Annotated in this window: 14 protein-coding genes; 6 read left to right on the forward strand and 8 right to left on the reverse strand. The window is 60.4% G+C overall.

From position 1 onward, the window contains the following. Nucleotides 1-120: 120 nt before the first annotated feature. Genes MA884_RS17675 through MA884_RS17690 form a run of 4 tightly spaced genes read left to right on the forward strand, consistent with a single transcriptional unit; the run spans nt 121 to nt 14514 of the window. A complete protein-coding gene (locus MA884_RS17675; protein WP_256231703.1) occupies nt 121-2661 on the forward strand; it encodes a Tc toxin subunit A in 2541 nt (846 codons plus the stop codon). Between the two features lie 35 nt (nt 2662-2696). Then, complete coding sequence (locus MA884_RS17680) at nt 2697-7199, forward strand: neuraminidase-like domain-containing protein (protein ID WP_256231704.1); 4503 nt, start codon at nt 2697-2699, stop codon at nt 7197-7199. Continuing rightward, nucleotides 7196-11683, forward strand: coding sequence for a SpvB/TcaC N-terminal domain-containing protein (locus tag MA884_RS17685; protein WP_256231705.1), 4488 nt, complete (start codon nt 7196-7198; stop codon nt 11681-11683). Before MA884_RS17680 ends, MA884_RS17685 begins: the two co-directional genes overlap by 4 nt. Further along, nucleotides 11680-14514: an RHS repeat-associated core domain-containing protein gene (locus MA884_RS17690; RefSeq protein ID WP_256231706.1), complete on the forward strand. Its 2835-nt coding sequence runs from the start codon at nt 11680-11682 to the stop codon at nt 14512-14514. Before MA884_RS17685 ends, MA884_RS17690 begins: the two co-directional genes overlap by 4 nt. Before the next feature lie 35 nt (nt 14515-14549). On the opposite strand, the gene MA884_RS17695 is transcribed toward MA884_RS17690, so the two are convergent. From MA884_RS17695 to MA884_RS17720, 6 genes are all read right to left on the reverse strand, one after another. Continuing rightward, nucleotides 14550-14966: a type II toxin-antitoxin system VapC family toxin gene (locus MA884_RS17695; RefSeq protein ID WP_256231707.1), complete on the reverse strand. Its 417-nt coding sequence runs from the start codon at nt 14964-14966 to the stop codon at nt 14550-14552. Continuing rightward, nucleotides 14963-15208: a plasmid stabilization protein gene (locus MA884_RS17700; protein WP_256231708.1), complete on the reverse strand. Its 246-nt coding sequence runs from the start codon at nt 15206-15208 to the stop codon at nt 14963-14965. Before MA884_RS17700 ends, MA884_RS17695 begins: the two co-directional genes overlap by 4 nt. Before the next feature lie 80 nt (nt 15209-15288). Further along, nucleotides 15289-15657 (reverse strand): glyoxalase superfamily protein, encoded by a 369-nt coding sequence (locus MA884_RS17705; protein ID WP_256231709.1) that lies wholly within the window; start codon nt 15655-15657, stop codon nt 15289-15291. A 124-nt stretch (nt 15658-15781) separates the two neighbouring features. Continuing rightward, on the reverse strand, nt 15782-17254 hold the full coding sequence (locus tag MA884_RS17710; RefSeq protein ID WP_256231710.1) for an amidohydrolase family protein: 1473 nt from the start codon (nt 17252-17254) through the stop codon (nt 15782-15784). Between the two features lies 1 nt (nt 17255). Further along, the gene (locus MA884_RS17715) at nt 17256-18116 is read right to left on the reverse strand and encodes a MurR/RpiR family transcriptional regulator (RefSeq protein WP_092394525.1); all 861 of its coding nucleotides are present in this window, start codon (nt 18114-18116) and stop codon (nt 17256-17258) included. Nucleotides 18117-18143: 27 nt separating this feature from the next. Then, nucleotides 18144-19493, reverse strand: coding sequence for a gluconate:H+ symporter (locus MA884_RS17720; RefSeq protein ID WP_256231711.1), 1350 nt, complete (start codon nt 19491-19493; stop codon nt 18144-18146). Nucleotides 19494-19774: 281 nt separating this feature from the next. Here MA884_RS17720 and MA884_RS17725 point away from each other — a divergent pair, with 281 nt between their 5' ends. Next, entirely contained in the window at nt 19775-21220 is a 1446-nt protein-coding gene (locus tag MA884_RS17725) for a SulP family inorganic anion transporter (protein ID WP_256231712.1), read from the forward strand. A 129-nt stretch (nt 21221-21349) separates the two neighbouring features. Continuing rightward, nucleotides 21350-21559, forward strand: a complete 210-nt coding sequence (locus MA884_RS17730; protein WP_047230243.1) for a DUF2788 domain-containing protein — start codon at nt 21350-21352, stop codon at nt 21557-21559. Here MA884_RS17730 and MA884_RS17735 read toward each other — a convergent pair. Next, nucleotides 21554-22120, reverse strand: coding sequence for a pseudouridine synthase (locus MA884_RS17735; protein ID WP_256231734.1), 567 nt, complete (start codon nt 22118-22120; stop codon nt 21554-21556). The genes MA884_RS17730 and MA884_RS17735 overlap by 6 nt on opposite strands. Before the next feature lie 157 nt (nt 22121-22277). Continuing rightward, a complete protein-coding gene (amn, locus tag MA884_RS17740; RefSeq protein WP_256231735.1) occupies nt 22278-23777 on the reverse strand; it encodes an AMP nucleosidase in 1500 nt (499 codons plus the stop codon). Nucleotides 23778-24059: the final 282 nt, after the last annotated feature.

The following is a 24059-nucleotide window of genomic DNA, read 5'->3' on the forward strand; positions in this document are numbered from 1 at the left end:
GCCCACGAATTGCTCTTTCGTACAAGTTCCCCATCCCCTGTCCTACCGCCTTTCTTTGCCCGCTCCTGTACGGTTTTCGCTTGAACAAGCACATTCCGTTCGCACAGGAGATGACAACACATGGACGTAAGCAACGACTCGCTGTTGCACAGGCTCGTTGGCTCCCCAGACAGAGCGGACGCCACAAAAGTCGATCTGAGAACCGCCCTGCAACGAATGGGCGTGACGTCGGTCTTCGACATCGCGCGCATGAGCAAGGCGCAGTTCACCCAGGCACTCGCCAGGCATAGCGACGCGGACGGTGAACAGGTCTACGACAATGCGACGAGCCATGCCCGGCAAATCAGCCGTCTGTATCAGGAGCATCGCGTATCGTCCGGCGCCAACCCGCCACGGAGCAAGCGCAGCCTAAAGGCAGGCTCGACGTCAGAGTCCACCGGCTATCAAGCGCTGTTCGAAGAGAATTGGGGCCAGTTCTGCAACGAGGGTGATATCGCGGCAATCGACTCGCCCGTGGCGTATCTGCGGGCGTTGTATCTGTTTGCCGGGGAGCTGGAAAACCGCTCGCCCCACGCCGGCAGAATCACCTTGGCGCAACGGCGCCCGGACCTCAAGGCACTGATGCTCGATCGCCAGAGTGCCTTCGTGACCCGTCCGATGCTCGACATCATCAACGACACCCTGCAAAGCAATATCGAAGCGCACCTGGCAAAAACCAACGAGAACAGGACCGTTCACCAGGTACTGGCCAGCGCACACTACCCCTTCTCGCTGCCCTACGATCTGCACCATCACCAATGTCTGCTTGGGCTGGGCACGGGCAAGCCGACGCTGGGCGAACTGAATTATCGGGTTAGCCGGAACCTGCCGTTTTCAAAGGATCGGGAGCTTTACGGGGGAGTAGTCGTCAATTCTGCAGAAGCGCAAAAACTCCTGTCCGGGTTGAGCTCCGCGCAACAGATGCTGCTCATCGCGCCAACCGCCTCGGATGCCAATCTCGGCACACTAAAAACAAACTACGGCACTGAGAACATCTCACGCTTGAGTGAACTTGAGTTCTTCAAGGAGCGCACCGGGCTCACGACGGAGCAGGTTGAGCAACTTCTGGCGCAAGGCAGGTACAGCTCGAGAACCTCATCCCATAGCCCAACGTCCACTCAGGCTCATTATGGAACCAGCTACATCAACGGGCCGGGGTCGAGCCCTGCCCTGAGCATTGAAACCCAAGCGGACCAGAGGCGCTTCACCCACCATTCCCATGAGCGTTTCGACCGCTTGCAACGAATGATTCGATTACACCGCTGGACCCGTATCCCCGTCGACGAACTGGACACGCTGATCTTCAATGCCCAACGCTCGCAGAGCGACTATACGTTCAACGCCCACACCTTGCGCACGCTTGGCGTCTATCGATACCTGAACCAACGCCACGGCATAGCGCCTGAAGAATTCGCTGTATTCCTGCACGACATGCCGACTGGCGCTTGCGGGGAGCGTCTGTCGTTATTCGATCAGGTGTTCAATCGCACCCAACTGCTCAAAAACCCTGTGTGGCAAACGCCATCAGAGCCCCTTGTCACCACGGACCTGCAGAGCTTCAGTTATCTCAGTGCCGGCCTTGGGCTACCCATTACGCAAGATTCGCTGTTGCTGCTTGCGGCCTACTCCCAGAAGTACCTGCTTTCGTTGAAACATGATCTGCGCACGGTTTCTTCGCTGTATCGCCAGGCCCGTATCGCACGGATGTTTGGTCTATCCCCCCTTGAATGCATGGAGCTGGCACGATTACTGGGTGGGGATGATTTCTGCAAAGCGCTGGTGACCGGGAAGCTGGGCTCCTCGGGGTCCACACAATCCGACATTCTCGACGTCCTGATGGCAATGGATTGGGCCGTTGACTGGCTCAGGCGACACCATTGGGATGTGCTGCATTGGTGTCGCCTGTTTGATGTCATCGGAAACAGCTTGCCTCTGAGTCAGAATCTGGAAAAGCGATTGGCGAAATTCCAGGCGGACACCAACACCTCCCACGCCCCTCAGCATCGAGTGGAGGTTCTACTGCACGACATTGCAGACCTGTCTGCCGAATACGTCCCTTGCGTATTGAAAATGGCCAACACCGACGCAATGGCGCTCATCGCGGCCATCAAGCAAGCCCCGGGAACAATGCCCTCGTTGCTGGCGACGGTATTACGCACGGCCGAGACTTGCCAACGTTTGCACCTGGGCAGCAGCACGCTGAAGGTCCTGATGGAAAACCCGACATGGCTGGCCCCGCACCTGTCCAGCACCCTGACGCCCCAAACCCTGTATCTGCTCGAATGCTTCAGTCATTGCGCCCGCCATCAGGCCCAGTCGGAAGAGAACCTGTTGCACTACCTGCAAGTGGCCAACCAGGAACATTCGGAAAAAGAAGCCAATGGCCTGCTGGCCAAGCTGTTGAACTGGAGCGTCGAAGAAGTGAGTTCCCTGACGGCGTCACTGGACACAAGACGCGCAAACTCAATGGAAGCGGTGGATTGGATCATGCGCTGCCAGGCGAGCTGCCAGCAAACGGGATTGTCGGCAAACCTGCTGACCAAGGCGACCAGACTGAAAACCGCCAGTCCTGCATCGGATTGGAAAATAGTTGGTGAAGCGCTGATCGCCGCCTGCCATTGACGGGTGTACCCACTTTAAATTCAAGGATTGAATACATGACCGAGGCCATAAAAAAGCAGCTCGATGAAAGCTTGCGTGACGCACTACTGGCGCTCTACCTGAACAATGTCGCACCCGCTAGTGCCAAGTCGTTGAGGAACGCCCATGACCTCTATGAGTACTGGCTGCTCGATGTGCTGGTCAGCCAGGATGTGCCCACCACACCAGTCGCCTGTGCGATTGCCAGTCTGCAGCAATACATCAACCGTATCTTGATGAACCTGGAGCCCGGATACGACCCGGAGGACTTCAGCGCTGAACATCGGCAGACGTGGCGCAATGAACTGCATCAGTACGCCACCTGGGCCGCCTATCAAAAGCTGCTCAATTTCCCCTCGACGTATCTGGACCCGACCCTGAGGGCCAACAAGAGCGATAACTTCCTGCAACTGGAAAACGCCCTCAACCAGAACCGGATTCAACCCGACGCGGTTCAATCGGCGGTCCTGGCCTACCTGTCCCGATTCGAAGAAGTGGCCAACCTGACGATTCTCAACGGCTATATCGATGGCGAGGACTTTGCCAACAGCACCTATTATTTCATCGCCAAATCCCGCACCGAAAACACTTACTTCTGGCGCTCGCTGGACATGGCGCAACGTCCGCTGGACAGTACCTTACCGCCCCCTTCCAAACAGGATCAGCCGGATCCATACGCCTGGTCGGACTGGGAAAAAGCTGATGTGCCGATTCCCGATAGCGCGGTTGAACACTCGATTCGTCCTGTCTGGTTCAACAATCGCCTGTTCGTTGTCTGGGCAGAATGCATCCATCAGGATCAGTCGGCCTCCAGCGCGCCTTCGAACGCTGATGCCGTGGCACCCGGTGTGAATCATCCGCTACTGCGCTTGAGCTATTGCTTCAAAAAACAGGATGGCATGTGGAGTACGCCACGAGTGGGCCTGCAAGGGTATTGCGAGGACAAAACGCTTGCCAGTCTGAGCCTGGAGGCGATCAGGTCGTTGATAGGTTCCGTTGCGGTGCGACACCGCAACGGGTCGCTTGACTCGCTCTGTCTCATCCTGTGTGCCAAGAGTCCCAAGGCCAATGCCGAAGCCATGCCGACGAATGCTTTCAGCTTTATCAAAACGGTTCGCGTTGATAAAAACCTCGTTCATGAACCGGATAGCTCAGCCTTCATCAAACAAACGGAGAAGGAAAAAGTCACTGGTCCGAATCGCAGCCCCGTTGATGATGACCTCATCGAGGTTCACGACCAGCGCATCCAAACAAAACTGTCTTTTATGAATATAGAAGGTTCTGATACCCCTCTGCCGAAGAATATAATTAATACCCTTCCCAGCCTCGATGACCAGTTGAACGGTGTCATCGTTAGATCCGCCGACTCAACACATTACCTGTCTTTCAACGCCGACAACGCGTCGCTCCCTCCAACAAGTAAAATTCGCCTCTACTCCGGTAACTTCACATTGAATCTGATGCCACCGGACGAAAACCTGCCGTCCTCCGCCTATATTCCGCTCGGCGAAAACTCGACTCTCAGATTTGCGTATCCCAGCAACTTCGATACCGAATACAAGTTGTCGATAGACAGCCTGAGCAACGTGATCCTGGATGATGAAAATTCGACGGGCTTTACGCTTCCTGGGAATACCTACGTCAGTGGCAAGCTCATTTCCGTCGCTGCGGTCAGATATTTAAACCGGGGCGCAGATATTCGGATGACGCTCGACACACCCGACAGGTCTACTAATTTCCAGGCTCGCGTTCTCTGCGAAGAAGAGTTGCTCTACAAAAAATACGTGGTCTTCCGTCAGCCAGACGCGATGGCCCCTGACTCGCTAACCTATGAAAACCTGAAGCCTGTCGCGACGTCCTCTCTGGTAAAGCAACTACCGGCTCTCTACCAATACCCTTTACGCATCGAAGAACTCAGTGGAGAAGGCGATACATTGTTTTATGGGGTTGCGTTAGCCCGCCCTCACGAACCCGATAAGACAGTCGCCTTCGTCCTGAAAGCGATCAAGCTCAACCTGGCCCCTGCACTTTCCCAGCCTCCCGGCATTAACTCCCTATCAACACCGAACCTGGGCGCCACCCAATTTATCGACTTCGCCCATTCTTCCATCAAGTACAGCGACGGCAAAAACCAAAAACGCCAACCGATCCGGTTGAACACCCTATTCGCCGCCGAACTGATCCGGCGCACCGAAAACAGCCTGGACGAGCTGTTCGACTGGGCCACTCAACACCTGCCGGAACCCACCCTGCCCGGTGACCCTAACAACAGGATGGACTTCCATGGAGCTTACGGCCGTTACTTCACCGAACTGTTTCTTTACTTGCCATGGCTGGTCGCCCATCGATTGAACGCCGAGCATCGGTATGAGGAAGCTGAACGGTGGCTGCGCTATGTCTTCGACCCGGGTCGCAGGAAAGCCGAATGCTGGAGAAGCGTCCCTTTGCTCGACGGTGACACGCCTTCGTATGCCGACCAGGCGCCCCACGATCCCCATCAAATTGCCCTCAGTCATCCGGTGCACTTTCGCAAGGCGCTGTACTTCCTGTACCTCGACATCCTGGCCAACCGAGGCGACGCCGCATACCGCGGGCTGACACCCGACAGTCTCAGCGAGGCAAAGCTCTGGTACGTTCGGACACTGGACTTGTTGGGGCCGCGCCCGGTCGTTCAACCGGTCGATCACTGGACGGCCGTCAGCCTTCACGGCTTGAGCACCACCAACAATGACGACCTGCGCCACTTTGAAAAGCGGCTGCCTCTGCCCACCGTCAGCCCGCCGTCGCTTGTCCAGGAAGGCCGTTCCCAAGCGGCCCTGACGGCGATCGATAACCCGTATCTGCGCGTGCCGTTCAATCCGCAGTTGCTCAAATGCTGGGACGTCGCCGAAAGTCGCCTGTACAACCTGCGCCATAACCTCGACATCGCCGGCAAGCCGCTGCATTTGCCGGTATTCGCTGCTCCGCTGGACCCTCGCGCCTTGGACAGCGCCAGTGCCCCGAACACCCCGGCCGGTGCCACCGTCCACTTGCCGGCGGTTCAAATCCCCCACTATCGCTTCACGGTCATGCACAGCCAGGCCCAGAGCGCGGTTGAAAGCATCATCCAGTTCGGTGCCACGCTGCTGTCGTTGATCGAGCGCAAAGAACAAGTTCAGCTACAGGAGCTGCAACAACAGCAAGCCTGGGACCTGGCGAAAATCTCCGTCGGCCTGCAACGCCAGGCCTTGAACGTCGACCGGCAAAACCGTCAGGCGCTGCTGGCCAGCAAGGCAATCGTCCAAGGCCGGGTCGATCACTACCAGCAATTGCTGGAGAAAGGCATCAGTGAAGCCGAGACGCAGGCCTCTGAGTTGTACTTGAACAGCGGCAACTGCGAACGTGCGGCATCGATCACCCAGGTCATGGCGGGCAGCCTCATGTTGGCTCCAAACATCCTTGGTTTCAGCACTGGCGGCATGCGCTGGGAAGGTGTCACGCACGCTGCCAGCGCGCTCGCCCAAGGGGCCGCTATCGCCGATCGCACGGCCGCGTCAAATCTTGACCGCACAGCACAGTTCAATCGTCGCCAGGAGGAATGGACCCAGGCCCGTGACCAATCACAACTCGAACTGGCCCATATCGATGCCCAACTGGCGCAATTCGCCGAGCAGGAAACCGCCACGCGCTTGCAACTGCGCCTGGCCGAATCAACCTTGGGCCAAGCCAAGGCCAACTACGACTTTCTCAGCAAGCGCTTTACCAAGGCACAACTGTACCAATGGCTGAACAGCCAATTTGCCGCGCTCTATCGCCAGGCCTACGACGCCACACTGGCGCTGTGCCTGGCGGCCGAAGCCTGTTGGCAGTATGAAATCGCCGACTTCAATACGCGGTTCATCCAACCCGGCGCCTGGCATGCAACCTATCGCGGGCTGGGTGCTGGCGAGCTGCTGAAGATGAACCTGTTGAAGATGCACGCCCAATACCTGCGACGCCACGAACGGGAACTGGAGATACGCAAAACGGTGTCCCTGCGTGAGCTCAAGCGCCAGACCCCAACCAGCACCCTCAACAAGGCGTGGCCGCACATCCACGCCGACTTGAAGAAAGGCACCTGCGAATTCGAGCTGCCCCAGTCATTGTTCGAAGACGACTACAAGGATCAGCAGCACTACCTGCGGCGGATCAAGACCATCAGCGTGTCCTTGCCGGCCCTCATCGGTCCTTATGAAAACATTCGAGCCACGCTGACCCAGACCGCCAGCAAGGTATTTCTCTCGCCGGGTGACCGTGGCCAGACCCTGGAGAGCCTGCGCGCCAACCAGCAGATTGCCCTGTCGACGGGCGTCGACGACAACGGTCTGTTCACGCTGAATTTCAACGATGACCGCTACCTGCCTTTCGAGCACACCGGCGCCATCTCCAAATGGCAACTGACCTTCCCGAACCCCGAAGCGCAAAAGGACCTGCTTGACTCACTGACCGACGTCATCGTGCATGTGAGCTATACGGCCCGGGTCGGTGGAGGTGCGCAATGACCGAGCAATCACTCTTGCCCGTCACCGCGCCATCGCTGCCCAAGGGCGGCGGGGCCATTCAAAGTATCGGCAAAGGCTGGGCGGCCATCGGCGCCCACGGTACGGCGTCCTACGAAATTGCCCTGCCGATTTCACCGGGGCGCGGCTTTGCTCCGCCCTTGTCCCTGAGCTATGCCAGTTCCCTCGGCAACGGTGTGTTCGGCATCGGTTGGGGGCTGTCGCTGTCCAGCGTGGCGCGCCGCACCAGCAAGGGCGTGCCGGCCTATACCGAGGATGACGAAATTATTGGCCCCAGCGGGGTGGTCTGGTTGCCCGAGCGTGACCGGCAAGGCGTCATCACCGCAATCCGCATCGATCAATACAATGATCTGGACCTGGGAACGACCTACAACGTCACACGGTATTTCCCCCGAATCGAAAACCGCTTCGACCGCATCGAACACTGGTCCTCGCCCGACGACAAACCGGGCTTCTGGCTGGTGCACGGTGCCGATGGCAGCCTGCATCTGTTCGGAAAAAACCCTGCCTCCCGCCGCAGCGATCCCCTGGATAGCCGTCGTGTGGGCGAATGGTTGCTGGAGGAGAGCCTGAACGCTTATGGCGAACACATCCTCTACCAATACAAGGCCGACGCAACGGCCCAGCGCTATTTGAGCCAGGTGAGCTATGGCAATTTCAAGGCCGATCCGCACCTTTACTCATGGAAAACAGCGCAGCTCGTCTCTGTGCAATGGCACTTCGAATTGGTCTTCGACTATGGTGAACGGAGCACGGCCTACGAACAGAAACCGCCGTACGAAGGCCATCAGTGGGCAACCCGTAGCGACGGTTTTTCCAGCTTCGCCTACGGTTTTGAATTACGCACCGAACGCCTGTGCCGCCAGGTCCTGATGTTTCACCGCTTTCCCGAGGAACTGGGCGCCGCCCCCGTCCTGGTGCGCCGCCTGTTGCTCGATTATCGCCAGGCATCCCTGGGTTATCACCAGTTGAGCGCCGCCCATGACCAGGCCTTTGGCGACTCGACAACCGTCGACAGTCGGCCACCCATCGAATTCAGCTACAGCCAATTCAAGCTCCGGCCGGAGACCCGCGCCTGGAAGCGTTTTGAAGACATGCCGGGGCTCAACGATGGTCAGCGTTATCAACTGGTGGATTTGTACGGCGAAGGCCTGCCGGGCGTGCTCTATCAAAACGACGGGGGCTGGCATTACCGCGAACCCGTGCGGGCCAAGGCCAAAGGCGACAACGTGGCTTACGCGCCGTGGCGAACACTGCCCGCCATCCCGGTTGCCGACCTGGCGAAACCGGTGCGCCAGTCATTGAGCGACCTCACCGGAGACGGCCGCTTGGACTGGCTCGTGGCCCAACCGGGACTGAGCGGTTTTTTCTCCCTTGGTGCCGATCGAAGCTGGTCGGATTTCGCCACATTCAGTGCGTTTCCGGCAGAGTTTTTCAGCCCACACGGGCAATTGGCCGACCTGTCGGGAGAGGGGCTCAATGACCTGGTATTGATCGGCCCGCGCAGCGTTCGCCTGTACGTCAACCATCGGGAACACGGATTCGCCACCCCGCTGCAAATCGCTCGTGACGAGCATGAAGATGCCCTCGCGGTATCGCGCACCGGGCCCGGTGAACTGGTGGCGTTCAGCGATGTGCTGGGCAGCGGCCAGCAGCACTGGGTGCGCATTCGTCACAACGAAGTGCGGTGCTGGCCAAACCTGGGTCGCGGGCGGTTTGGCAAGGGCATCGTGTTGGACTTTCCCGGGCTGGCCTACGAAACCTTCGACGCCTCGCGCATCCGCCTGGCGGATCTGGATGGCTCCGGCGCCGTCGACCTGATCTATCTGCAAGCCGACCAGGCACTGATCTTCATGAACCGTTGCGGCCAGGGTTTCCGCCCTGCGGTTGCCCTGCCCTGGCCCCCCGGGCTGCGTTACGACAACTTATGCCAGGTGAGCATCGCCGACCTGCAAGGGCTCGGCTGCTCCAGCCTGATCCTGAGCGTGCCGCACGTCACACCGCAACACTGGCGCTACGATTTCGTCGACACGAAACCGTATCTGCTCACCGACACCCACAACAACATGGGCGCCAGCGAAACCCTCCGCTACCGCAGCTCGGCGCAGGAATGGCTGGATGAAAAAGCCGCCCATCACAAGGCCGGCACGCCTGCGCTCTGTCATGTGCCCATGGCGCTGCATCTGGTTTCGAGCCAGACCCGGGTAGATGAAATCACCGGCAATCGATTGACCTGCAAATTCGCCTATCGCCAAGGCTACTACGACGGGGTCGAGCGCGAGTTTCGCGGCTTCGGCCTGTTGCTGGAAACCGACAATGAAACCACCCCCGACGATGCCGACTCCCAGGGCTTCACGATGCCCAGCCTGAAGAAGACCTGGTTTCACACCGGGCAAGCGGTGAACATGCCCCGTATCGGCTACAACAACGACGACCCGCAAGCCGTGGCGCTGGGCAAGGCGCTGCTTTGCCAATACCAAGAGGAGACCGGGCGCGACATCGCCGTGGCCGCGCCGGCCGCAGCCACCCACATTGAAATGGCCCGCGCCCTGAGTGGCCAGGTGCTGCGAAGCGAGATATTCGGGGTCGACAGGCGCCGGAAAACCCGAACCCTGTACTCGGTCCAGGAACACCGCTATCACGTACGCCTGCTGCAAGCGCCCGACAGCCATCGGTCCTACGCCCGGATGCTACCGCTGCCGCTGGAATCCATCACGTATCAATACGAAGGCACCGCCGATGACCCGCAGTGCCAGCACACCTTGAACCTGCAACACGACCTCTACGGCGCCCTCACTCACCGCCTGGAGATCCATTACGCCCGCAGGAAAACCGACGACGATACGCCACCGTTCAGCGATGTCGATCAACAGCGATGGTGGCGCGATGCGCATGATCCGGCGCAGCAGTTTTACTACCTGAACGAGACCCGGGCCGAGTTCATCCACCTGCAAGCGCCCCAAGGGTGGCGATTGGGCCTGCCCTATCGCCAGCGCACCCAGGCGTTGCGATGCCCCAAGGCCCCCGAGGCCGGTGGGCTGGCGCCGCAGGAGTTGACCTTCGAAACCCTCAGCGAACGCGTGAAGCAAACGACCTGGACCGACCAGAGTGTGCTGACCGGCCTGACCGTGCAGCGCTACAAAGACGCTTCGAGCGTAGTCACCCTGGCGGATGGCGTCGCAGACTTCCAGGCTTTGACCGACCATCTGGAAAGCGCCGAGCTGGACGAAAGCGCCCTCAAGGCCTTCCGCCTGCTGCCCCAGGAAACACGCCCCAAGGGAAAAATGCTCGAACGCAATCACTATCACCGCATGGCCGATTTTCTTTCGGCGAGCAGCAGTCCCGTACGACTCTGGTCCGTCAAAAGCGGCTTCGCGACTTATGCCCCATGGGACGGTTTCTACAAAATCCGCACCCTACAACCGAGCGAAAGCCATGGCGTGATCGAGATCAGCCACGACAACGCTCACTGTGTGATCACCCGGTTCCAACAGCCTGATGGTTGTACCACCGAAGCGATCTACGATTACCGCTCACTTCAGCCGCAGCACATCAACGACCCCAACGGTAATGTCCAGGAAGGCCTGATCGATGCTTTCGGCCAAGTCTTGGCCAGCTCTTTTTATGGCGGCGAGCACCACGCGCGCGCAGGTTTCAAGCCGCTCGCACAGTTCAAACAGCCACCGTTCAGCAGCCCCACAGAGGCCATCAGCCAAAGCTGGGACGCGTTGCAAGAGGCGGCCACGGCGCTTTATTACGCGCCATTCAGCTGGATGGGTTGCGTATCGAAGACCGCCCTGGCGGACTCCGACTGGCTGGCGCGCTGCGTGAGCAAGGGCGACCTTCTCCCCGCCGGACACATCTGCGCGTCGGCTCGAGCCCGGCTAGCGGAGCATCAGACACTCTCGGCCGATGACCTCAGGTTGAAGAACGAACTCGACGCCGCGCCACGTGAACCGGTGCACATCGCCACACTGGTCGCCGACCGCTACCCCAATGATGATCAAAAACAGATCCGCATCGCCGTCACCTGCTTCGATGGCTTCGGGCGAACCCTGCAAAGCAAGCAACTCGTCGAACCGGGCCTGGCTTACGTCGTCGACGCCAAGGGCGACCTGACGCTGACGGATGGAACACCCAAGGAGCAGATCGCCGCAAAGCGCTGGCGGGTCAGCGAACGGGTGGAATACAACAGTAAGGGTTTGGCGGTGCGCATCTACCGCCCTTATTTCGCCGATCAGCATCGCTGCATCAACGATGTGTCCTTGCGGCAATTCGGCCATTGCGACCGGCAGTTCTACGACGCCCTCGGGCGCCCCACCCTCACGCGCCTGGCCAGGCAAGCCGGACTCCCCTACATGCGGCGCCACACCCGTCATGCCTGGTACACCGTGGACGAGGACGAGAATGACACCCTGCAAGAAGTCCAGTCCGAACACGCCGCCACGGCCGGAGGTGGCGCATGAACGCACGCCTTCATCACAAGACACCTACGATCAACGCCGTCGACGGCCGTGGCCTGCCCGTGCGGCAAGTCGCTTACTACCGGCGCGACGCCGAGGAACCCGCCCAGGCGCGCATTGCCCAGCAAGACTACGATGCGGCGGGACGACAGGTGGCGCAGCGCGACCCTCGGCTGTTTGCCAAGGCAACGGGCGGTTCGAACCTGCAAACTGTCTACAGCTTGTCCGGCAAGACCCTGTTGCTGGACAGTATCGACGCCGGGTGGCGCCTGTTCCTGCCAGGCGATGCCGGACAGATACTGCACAGCTGGGATCAGCGCGGCACCTATTGGCGGACCACCTACGACACGCAACTGCGCATGACCGCCGTCCATGAACAAGCGGCAAACGACGTGCCGCGCAAAGTCGAATGCCTGCACTACGGCGACAGCTCGCCGAAGTCCGCGGTGCGCAACCGGTGCGGTGCGTTGATCCGTCACGATGACAGCGCCGGCACCCTGCTGATCCATGACTATGGGCTTGGCGCCAAACCTCTGAGCCAGACCAGGCATCTGCTGGCCGTGACCGAACGACTCGACTGGCCAGAGGATGAAAAAGACCGCGACCGCTTGCTGGAACCGGGCGACGGCTACACCACGAGCTGGCGCTACGACGCCCTCGCCGAGCTTATCCAGCAGACCGATGCCGCCCAGCACCAGCAGCGCTACTCGTTCGATGTCGCGGGTCAGCTCAAGTCCGTGGGCCTGCAGATAAGAAACACGGCGACCGAAAAAGTCATCGTGAGCGATCTGGTCTACAACGCGTCCGGCCAGATCGAGTCCCAGACGGCCGGCAACGGTGTCGTCAGTCGCGCCGTGTACGATCCGGCCAACGGCAGACTGATCGCGCTGCGCACATCGCTGGCGGCCAGGACCTTGCAGGATCTGCATTACACCTGCGACCCGGTGGGGAATGTGACGCACCTGGAGGACAAGGCCCAACCGGTGCAGTTCGGCAACAACCAACGGGTCGACGCCTCCAGCACATTTACCTACGACACCCTGTATCAATTGATCAGCGCGACGGGCCGCGAGGCCGCTGGATTGACCCGTCCCCCGGACCTTCCAGCCCTCGGCAAACTACCCATCGACCCCGGGCAGCTGTTCAACTTCACCGAACACTACGAATACGATGCCGGCGGTAACCTGATCGAATTGCGCCATCGTCGCGACGGCAATCACTACACCCGAACACTGGATGTGGCCGCCGCAAGCAATCGCTTGCGCGCCTGGAACAAAGGCCACTCGACGCCCGACGTAGCAGTGGACTTCGATGCCAACGGCAACCAGCAGGCGCTGGCCCCGGGCCAGGCGCTGACCTGGAACCTGCGCAATCAGCTCGACAGCGTGGTGTTGGTGCGGCGTGAAAACGCGTCCGATGACATCGAGCGCTATCGCTACGACAGTGGCGGCCAACGCGTGCGCAAGATCCAGACAACCCAGGGCGCAACGCGGGTCCACACCCGGGAAGTCCGCTATCTGCCGGGCCTTGAAATTCGCACGCGGGATAACGAACGCCTGGAAGTCATTACCCTGCAAGCGGGGCGCAGCAGCGTGCGCTACCTGCACTGGACTCAAGGCCGACCGTCCGCCATCGCCGCCAATCCATTGCGCTACAGCTTCGGCGACCATCTGGGTTCAAGCGCACTGGAACTGGACGATCAGGGCGACCTGGTCAGCCAGGAAAGCTACCTGCCTTATGGAGCCACCGCTTGGGCGGCGTCCCGTTCGGCCGTGGAAGCTGACTACCGAACCATTCGCTACTCCGGCAAGGAACGCGATGCCAGCGGGTTGTATTACTACGGGCATCGGTACTACGCACCGTGGTTGCAGCGCTGGATCAGTCCCGACCCGGCGGGGGCGGTCGATGGTTTGAACTTATATGGCATGGTGGGGAACAACCCACTGCGCTACACCGACCCCTACGGCCACAACAAAGAAGAATCCGACATCAAGAAAGAAATAGCGGCCTACCCGAATATCTTGTCCACCCTAAACAACAGGGTCGGCACGTTGAACTACCAGCTCTACAACAGCATGAGACCCAGAGACATCGCCAAACGAGTCTTTCAGACTTACGCTTACAACGCGTTCAAGAATGTGATCTCGTTAGGGACAGGCCTGCTGGCGGCTCCCGCCGGCCCGGTCGCCGCATGGGCCGCAATGAGCGGCACGTCTATCGCGACCGATTCGATGGCCAGCAAAATGGACGCAACGCGGCATCTGCCGGTGTCGATATACCCACAAACCAGCCGACTGAGCCCCGACGATATCGAACATGAAGGCAGGACAGCCTTCTATGACCTGGACACAAAGTCGCGCAAAGCGGTCAAGGATCTGAATCCATTCACCCACACAGGGCAGAAGAAAATATCGCTGATGGCGACCAGTTTTATCCTGACCAAAGTGCTTCGGATTCCCGGGGCATGGATTCAAAATTTCGAAGCCTCCACCCAGGCCACCAAAAACTCGAACGGAGTGCCTTCACAGAAAATCAAACGATTGGACGAAGCGCTGCTCGAGCTCGACGGATACCTGGCCCATGACGCCACCGCCATCAATGCCGCGTTTTCTACGCTTGGGGTCGAAGAGTTCTATGCCAAGGGGGCAAAAGGATTTATGAATCAAACCCTGGACCGGATGGCTAATGACGTCGGCACGGCGCAAGCCCGCACATTACGCCGCTCGGAAATACAGTTTGAGATTCATAAAACCCGCGAAACGATACAACGCGGACGAGAACTGCTGTTCAGGCTTAACGAATACAACAAATCCTTGGGCCGACTCTCGCCGTAGAGCTCAACGGTAGGTTAGACCCGTCGAGGTGATCGTCAGCCCCATGGATTGATCACCTCGACCCCGGAGAACTCAAAGTCCCGAACATTGCGAGTGGCAATCGGGGCTCCATGGGCTCGGCAAATAGCGGCTATCTGTGCATCGGCCATCGACACCGCCCGCCCCCTTGCTTCGCAGTTCGCCACCAGCGTCGCGTATTCAACGGCGGCATGAGCGTCAAACGGAAATATTCGCCCAACGAAGTCTTCTTCGAACATGGCCATCGCATGGGATTCAAGTTTCTGCTTGCGCTTACCGGATGGGAGTCGGGCAATGCCATGGAGAATTTCTGCCACGGTCACCGCAGTAATCGCAAGATCCATCGCTGGGAGCACGTCGACCCAAGCCAAAACTCTAGCGTCAGGCTCAGACCGCATGAACTCTGACAGGACATTGGTATCGAGCACGATCATTCGGAAAGATCCACCGCCTTCGCCTTCTCCTGTCGCGAAGGCAAATCGAGCTCAACCCCACCGCTTTCGCTGAACCTGTTGCGGATCCGGCTTCCAAGCCCTCCTGCTTGATTAACAGAGGCCAATGCCTTTCCCAGGATCAACCGGGCCTCTTCTTCCATCGAATGCCCATTATGGGCAGCAGCTATCCGCAGTTGTTCTTTGATCTGGTCGTCAAGGTTTCGAATGGTGATGCTGGCCATGATGCCTCCTGCAATCAATGAAATCATTGATTGAGGCTAACACACCTTGCGTCGGCAGGAACCGGGAGTCGCCAAACGGCTCAGACGTTAATCGCATTGGTAAACACCAACCGATTCCCGAACGGATCACTGATCGCCATGTCCTGGCTACCCCAGGGCATGGCCTGGATCTGTGGGTGGGCGTAGCGGTATTGCTTGGCGAGCAATTGCTGCTGGAAGGCTTCCAGCTCATCGGTCTCGATTCGCAACGCCGAGCCCGGCGTGCAATCGCCATGGTGCTCGGACAGGTGCAACACGCAGTCACCGCGGGAGACTTGCAGGTACAGCGGGAAGTTGTCACCGAAGCGGTGTTGCCAGTCGACGGTAAAGCCCAGGAAGTCGACATAGAACGCCAATGCCTTGGTTTCATCGAAGATCCGCAGGATCGGGGTGGTTTTACCGAAGCTCATGGGTTGCTCCCTGGCTGAAAAGACCCAGTGTAGATGGGTTGACCTTAGTGCTTCGGCCTTAGATCCGGCTTCTTTAGTGTCGCAGTGCCATTATTGTGACGCCAATTTACCCAAACTCAGCCGCTTATACGCCATTCGATGGACTGAACCCCTGGCGCAGATCGCCCTCGCGCGCCAGGAACCGCCCTTCCCGGCGCCCGTTTGCCTGCCCTTGGCGATAGCTCAAGACACCATTGACCCACACGCCATCAATCCCTTCGGCAGCCCGTTGAGGTTCGTTGAAATCGGCCACGTCGCGAATGGTGTGTGGATTGAACAACACCAGGTCCGCCCAATGCCCTTCACGAACTTCACCACGGTCCTTCAGACCGAAGCGCGCTGCGGAAAGGCCGGTCATTTTGTGCACGGCGGTGTGCAACGGAAAAAGCCCGACGTCACGACTGAAATGTCCCAGTACCCGTGGGAAAGCGCCCCACAAGCGCGGATGCGGAAACGGGTCCTCCGGCAAACCGTCGGAGCCGACCATGGACAACGGGTGGGCGAGGATTCGTCGTACGTCGCCTTCGTCCATGCCGTAGTACACCGCACCCGCCGGTTGCAGGCGGCGCGCTGCGTCCAGCAGCGACACGTCCCATTCGACGGCGATGTCAGCCAGGTCGCGGCCGCCCATGTGCGGATGAGCCGTCGACCAGGTGATGGTGATGCGATGGGCATCGGTCACCTGTTTGAGATCCAGGGTCGAGGAGCTGGCCGCATAGGGATAGCAGTCACAACCGACCGGATGGGTTTTCGCCGCATTCTCCAGCGCCGCGAGCACTTGCGGGCTTCGCCCCCAATTACCGGCACCCGCACATTTGAGGTGGGAAATGATCACCGGGCTTTGGGCGTGACGGCCAATCTGGAACGCCTCGTCCATGGCCTCGAGCACCGGTTCGAATTCGCTGCGCAGGTGGGTGGTGTAGACCGCACCGAATGCGCTCAGCTCCTGGGTCAGTTGCATGACTTCGTCGGTGGAGGCCGAAAATGCGTTGGCGTAGGCCAGGCCGGTGGACAACCCCAGTGCGCCGGCCTCCAGGCTTTCGCGCAGCTGCTGGCGCATGGCGGCGATTTCTCCCACGCTGGCTGTGCGCAACAAATCGTCCATGTGATTGCTGCGCAGCGCCGTGTGCCCCACCAGCGCCGCCACGTTGACCGCCGGCGTGGCTGCCTCCACCGCCGCACGATAATCTTCGAAACGCGGATAGGCGAACGCTTGGGCCGTGCCGAGCAAGTTCATCGGGTCCGGCGGCTCGCCCCGCAGGCTTACCGGCGAAGCGCTGATGCCGCAATTGCCGACGATCACCGTGGTCACACCCTGGCTGAGTTTGGGCAGCATCTGCGGCTGGCGAATGACCACCGTGTCGTCGTGGGTGTGCACATCGATGAACCCTGGCGCCAGCACACGGCCGGCGGCGTCGATCTCTTCAATTGCCCGGGCATCGCGCAGGTCGGCGATGCGCTCGATGCGACCGGCGCGGATCGCCACGTCGGCGCTGTAAGCGGGGGTGTTGCTGCCATCGATGACCAGGGCGTTGCGGATAAGCGTGTCGTACAGCATCTCAGTCTCCCAGCGGCAAGTGATCGTCGCCGCCGCGGTAATCGTCCAGGGCGAGTTTGACTCGCCGCAGGCGTTCTTGATTGTCTTCGGGGTGGGCCAGCGCAAGCTCGGTGGCGAGCACATCGATGGCCAGCAGCATGCCGTAGCGCGCCGCCGTGGGCTTATAGATGAACGAGGTTTCGGCGCCTTGCAGGGGCAACACCACATCGGCCAGCCGGGCCAACGGCGAGTCGGCACGGGTGATGGCCAGGATCGCCGCACCATAACTGCGCGCCAGTTCAACCGCGCCGAGCAGTTCCGGGGTGATGCCGGTGAGTGAACAGGCGATGACCAAATGCTCCTGGCTCAATGACGTGGCGGTGATGCGCATCATCACCGGATCCCGGCAGGCGGCAATCGAGTAGCCAAAACGCACCAGCCGTACCTGCAACTCCTCACCGCACAACGCCGACCAACCGCCAAGCCCGAACGCATGAATCATCCGCGCCTTGCCGAGCATCCGCACCGCGTCGCCGAACCGAGACTCTTCGAATGCCGACAGGTGCTGACGCAGCGTCGTCTCGATATCGCCGACGATCTGCCCATAAAACGCCGATTGCTCGGGCGCGCCGGCAGGGTCGAGGAAACGGCTGCCAACGCCGCTGGCCTGAGCCAGTTGCAGGCGCAAGTCCCGCAGGTCGCGGCAGCCAACGGTTCGGGCAAAACGCGACAGCGTGGCGCTGCTGACTTCGGCGCGCTGGGCCAGTTCATCCAGGCTGGCCGAGGCGGCAAATCCTACGTCGTCGAGCATCAGCCGGGCGATTCTTCCTTCGCCGGCGCTGAAGGAATCCTGACGGGAGCGAATCTGGTAAAGGATGTCCATGACGGCACCTGTGTTGGAGCGCTGCGATTAAAGCAAGCGTGCAAGTCCTAGGGTCAGGCCGAACGCGACCAGGGAGATCAGCGTTTCGAGGACGGTCCAGGTCTTGAAAGTTTGAGTGACGGTCATATTGAAGTATTCCTTGATCAGCCAGAAGCCGCCGTCGTTGACGTGGGAAAAGATCACCGACCCGGCACCGGTGGCCAGCACCAGCAGCTCGGGATGGGGATAGCCCAGACCGATCGCCACGGGCGCGACGATGCCCGAGGCCGTGGTCATCGCCACCGTGGCCGAGCCGGTGGCGACGCGCATCAGGGCGGCGAACAGCCAGCCCATGACCAGCGGCGATAATTGGAATTCCTGGGCCAGGCCAACGATTTGTTGAGTGACCCCGGCGTCCACCAGGATCCGGTTCAAACCACCGCCAGCGCCCACCAGCAACGTAATGCTGGCCGTCGGCGCCAGGCATTCATTGGTGAACTTGAGGATCGATTCGCGGTTGAAGCCCTGGGCCAGGCCCAGCGTCCAGAAGCTGAGAAGGGTCGCCAGCAGCAAGGCAATCACCGAGTTGCCGATGAACAGCAGGAACTGGTTGAAACCGCTGCCCGGCTCGGAGATCAGGTTAGCCCAACCGCCGATCAACATCAGAATCACCGGCAACAGGATGGTCCCCAGGGTGATACCGAAGCCCGGCAGGTTGGCCCGGGGCTCGCGGTCGAGGAATTGTCGCTCCAGCGGGTTATCGTCCGGCAGTTGGATGCGCGGCACGATGAATTTGGCATACACAGGGCCGGCAATGATCGCGGTAGGAATACCGATCAGGATCGCGTACAGCAAGGTCTGCCCCACCGAGGCCTGGAACGCCTGCACCGCCAGCATCGCCGCCGGGTGCGGTGGCACCAGGGCATGCACCACCGAGAGACCGGCGACCATCGGCAACCCCACCATCAGGATTGACACGCCCACGCGCCGGGCAATGGTGAACGCGATGGGCACCAGCAGCACGAAACCGACTTCGAAAAACAACGGCAGCCCCACCAGGAAGGCAATGCACACCATCGCCCAATGGGCGTTGCGCTCGCCGAAGCGCTCGATCAGCGTTTGCGCCATGCGCTCGGCCCCGCCGGACTCGGCCATCATCTTGCCGAGCATGGTGCCCAAGGCCACCACCAGCGCGATGTGCCCCAGGGTCTTGCCCACGCCCCCCTCATACGCCCCGACCACACTGGACGGCGGCATCCCGGCCAGCAGCGCCAGGCCAATGGACACCAGCGTAATGACAATGAACGGATTAAGCCGATATCGGGCGATCAAAACGATCAGCGCAATGATGGCGATGGCCGCGTAGACCAACAGCCAATAACCGAATGCAGGGGCCATGCGTTACTCCTCGAATGGGGTCACGTCGTTGTGTTGTGAAACTCATAAATCATTTCGAGGATTAATCTTCAAACGTACTGAAAGTAATTTTCGTACACAGGCAAGAAATGTCGCTGACGGACATCGCGACACGGCGTTGATGAAAATTCAGCGCAAGATTTTCATGCAAAACCGTCCTCTTGCGGCTGGCCGCACTGCACTCAATTCCGTACCATCCCCACCCTGTTTTTGCACCACGCCCACGGCAGCCGATGTTCAAGCGCTGCCCCGCCAGGAAAATCATGAAACCAGCACGTCTTCGCGCCGACGCCCTCGCCGGCCTCACCACTTCTTTTGCCTTGTTGCCCGAATGCATCGCGTTCGCCCTGGTGGCCCATCTCAACCCGTTGATGGGGTTGTACGGTGCCTTCATCATCTGCACGCTGACCGCGCTGTTCGGCGGGCGGCCAGGCATGGTGTCTGGCGCGGCGGGATCGATGGCCGTGGTGATTGTCGCGCTGGTGGTGCAACACGGCGTGCAATACCTGCTGGCCACTGTGCTGCTGGGCGGGTTGATCATGATGGCGTTCGGGTTGTTACGGCTGGGCAAACTGGTGCGCATGGTGCCGCACCCGGTGATGCTCGGTTTCGTCAACGGCCTGGCGATCATCATCGCGCTGGCGCAACTGGAGCACTTCAAGAGTGGCGAGACCTGGCTGAGCGGCGGCCCGTTGTACCTGATGATCGGCCTGGTGGCGCTGACCATGGCCATCGTCTACCTGTTGCCGCGCCTGACCCGCAGTGTTCCGCCGGCCCTGGTGGCGATCCTGGGGGTTGGCCTGGCGGTCTACTTCTTCGGCCTGCCGACCCGCACCCTGGGTGATATGGCGCATATCGCCGGCGGCCTGCCGGCCTTTGTCTGGCCGGATATTCCCTGGAACCTGGATACTTTGCGGATCATCGCACCCTATGCGGTGGTGATGGCGATGGTCGGCCTGCTGGAAACCCTGCTGACCCTGAACCTGACCGACGAGATCACCGAGAGCCGCGGCTACCCGGACCGCGAGTGCGTGGCGTTGGGCGCGGCCAACATGGCCTCCGGGCTGTTCGGCGGCATGGGCGGTTGCGCGATGATCGGCCAGACCGTGATCAACCTGAGTTCGGGCGGTCGCGGTCGCTTGTCCGGCGTGGTGGCCGGGGTGATGGTTCTGCTGTTCGTGTTGTTTCTGTCGCCGTTGATCGAACGCATCCCGTTGGCCGCGCTAGTGGGCGTGATGTTCGTGGTGTCCCAGCAGACCTTTGCCTGGGCCTCGTTGCGGGTGATCAACAAAGTGCCCGTCAATGACGTGTTGGTGATCATCGCGGTGACGACCATCACGGTGTTCACCGACCTGGCGACCGCAGTGCTGTGCGGCATTGTCATTGCGGCGCTCAACTTCGCCTGGCAACAGGCCCGGGAACTGTACGCCGATACGCATCTGGAAGCGGACGGCAGCAAGCTCTATCGCCTGCACGGCACCCTGTTCTTCGCCTCGACCACGCCGTTTCTCAACCAGTTCGACCCGGCCAACGATCCGTCCCAGGTAACCCTGGACTGCCGCCACTTGAGCTTTGTCGACTATTCGGCCATCGCCGCGCTCAAGACCCTGCGTGAACGCTATAGCAAGGCCGGCAAGCACCTGCGGGTGTTTCACTTGTCCGAACGCTGCAAACAGATGCTCAAGCGGGCCGGTGTCCACCACGACTGAAGAGATCGTCGCTGCGTCCGCCCAGGCGATGAATAGCTGCGACACACCGTCGCAGCCCAATCCTTCGCCCTCTTCCCATGCCGTATACTCGCCCCGCCTTTTCAACCTCGCCCACGCCGGAGTGTTTCGATGGATCCTGTGGTTTTCGAAGAGTGGATGATGACGGGCCTTGTCAGCATCCTGATCATTTTCATGGGTTTCATCGTCTGGGATTTGGCGAAGAAGTCCAAGGCCGGGCGTTTCGGCTCGTTCATCCTGTTTTTTGTGCTGGGACTGGGCGTGGCGGCATTCGTCATCAAGAGCGTGGTGATCGGCCTGATCGAGACGGGCACCTTATAAACGCGCCGGCACTTCCTTCCACTGGCCCTGATCCAGCCCGTCGAGCGTCCAGTCGCCGATCCTGACCCGCACCAAGCGCAATGTCGGCAAGCCCACCGCGGCGGTCATGCGCCGTACCTGACGGTTGCGCCCTTCGCGAATCACCAATTCCAGCCAACGGGTCGGCACGCTTTTACGAAAGCGCACCGGTGGGTTGCGCGGCCATAGCTGCGGTTCGTCCAGTTGCCGCGCTTGCGCGGGCAAGGTCATGCCGTCATTCAGCTCCACACCATCGCACAGACGCTGCAATTGCTCGGCACTGGGCTCACCTTCGACTTGCACCCAATAGGTCTTGGCCAGTTTGTGCCGGGGGTCGGCGATGCGGGCCTGCAGTTGCCCGTCGTTGGTGAGCAGCAGCAACCCTTCGCTGTCGCGATCCAGCCGCCCGGCAGGATAAATGCCGGGCACGTCGATAAAGTCCTTGAGCGTCGCCCGCCCTTGATCGTCAGAAAATTGCGTCAGCACATCGAAAGGTTTGTTGAACAGGATCAGCCTCGGTTCGGCCGGCGGGGCCTTGGCCACACGGCGCGGGGCGGATGCGGGAGGTTTCGCGCCAGGGCGGCGGGAAGCGGGACGTGGCGGACGGGGCATGGCAAACACAACATCTAACGGTCTGGGCCGACCATGCTAGTGGCCCGACCGTTAAATAACCACTGCCCCTTCAACCGGGGTCAGTTCATCAGCGGAACGGCGGCTCGTCGAAGCTGCGCAGCTTGCGCGAGTGCAGCGAGTTGAGTTCGTTGCGCAGCAGGTCCAGCGCCGCGATGCCGATCTTCAGGTGCTGGTTGACCGCCCGTTCGTAGAACGCGTTGGCCGAACCCGGCAATTTGATCTCGCTGTGCAGCGGTTTGTCCGAGACACAAAGCAACGTGCCGTACGGCACCCGCAAGCGGTATCCCTGAGCGGCGATGGTGCCGCTTTCCATGTCCACCGCCACGGCGCGGGACAGGTTGATCAACGGGCGCTCCTGGGCCCAGCGCAATTCCCAGTTGCGGTCGTCGTAGGTCAGCACGGTGCCGGTGCGCAGGCGTTTCTTCAGTTCGTCGCCCTTTTCACCGGTGACATTGGCCGCCGCTTGCTGCAAAGCCATCTGCACTTCAGCCAGGGCCGGGATCGGAATGTTTGGCGGCACGACCCGGTCGAGGATGCCATCGCGACGCATGTAAGCGTGGGCAAGCACGTAGTCGCCGATGGTCTGCGACTGCCGCAGCCCGCCGCAGTGACCGATCATCAACCAGCAGTGGGGGCGCAGCACGGCCAGGTGGTCGGTGATGTTCTTGGCGTTGGACGGCCCGACGCCGATGTTCACCAGGGTCACGCCATGGCCGTCGTTGGCCTGCAGGTGATAGGCCGGCATCTGGTAGCGATGCCAGACCACGCCCGCGGCGATCGCCGAGGCTTCACCGTGGTCCATGCCCTTTTCGATGATCACGTTGCCCGGCAGGACCATGCGCACAAAACGCGGGTCGCTGCGCAGTTGCTCCAGGCCATGGACAATGAACTGGTCCACATAACGGTGATAGTTGGTCAGCAGGATCCAGGGCTGCACATGGCGCCAGTCGCTGCCGGTGTAATGCACCAGCCGACGCAGGGAAAAGTCCACCCGCGCCGCGTCGAATAGCGCCAGGGGCAGCGGGTCGGTGTTTTCCCAGTCGTAGAGGCCGTCGGCAATGCCATCGGTGGCGGCCGACAGGTCGGTGCTGGGGAACACTCGCGCCAGCACGGCGGCAGTCACGCCGGAGCCGGCCAGTTCATCACCCTGCTCCACCACGTAGGGATAGGGGATGTTCTGCTCGCTGACACCCACTTCCACGGTGACGGTAAAGTCGTGCATCAGCGGGACCAACTGTTCCAGCAGGTATTTACGGAACGCAGCAGGATGGGTGACGGTGACACTGTAGGTGCCCGGCAACTGGACCTTGGCGTAGGCGCGAGTGGTTTGCGGGACTTCACCATGGCAGTGATAGGTCAGGCGCAAGGCCGGATAGCGAAACAATGCACGCTGTTCGGCATCTGGCTCGATGCGATCCTTGAGGTACCGCTTGAGCGCCTGGTTCAGCGCAGTGGTCGCACGCTCGTGCAGGGCAGCCAGACGATCCACGGCTTGTTCGGCGGTTTGAACGACAATAAACGCTTCGGTCACGATCAGCTTCCTGTGTTCTGACTTGCAGGCCTTCATCTTGCCTGCATCATCGTCCAACGGGAACAGTGGCGTATTGGGCACGATCGATCATTCACCGACAATCCCTGGGGGAGCGGGCTTGCTCGCGAAAGCGCTGTGTCAGTCACCCGTGATGCTGGATGTGCCTATGCCATCGCGAGCAGGCTCGCTCCCACCCTTGATCGCTGCCAGCCGCAGATTCTTCATTCACCGCAAATCCCCTGTGGGAGCGGGCTTCTCGCGATAGCGCTGTGTCAGTCACCCGTGATGCTGGATGTGCCTATGCCATCGCGAGCAGGC

The sequence above is a fragment of the Pseudomonas sp. Q11 genome (genome assembly GCF_024494355.1).
In the GTDB taxonomy this organism is placed as follows: domain Bacteria; phylum Pseudomonadota; class Gammaproteobacteria; order Pseudomonadales; family Pseudomonadaceae; genus Aquipseudomonas; species Aquipseudomonas hefeiensis.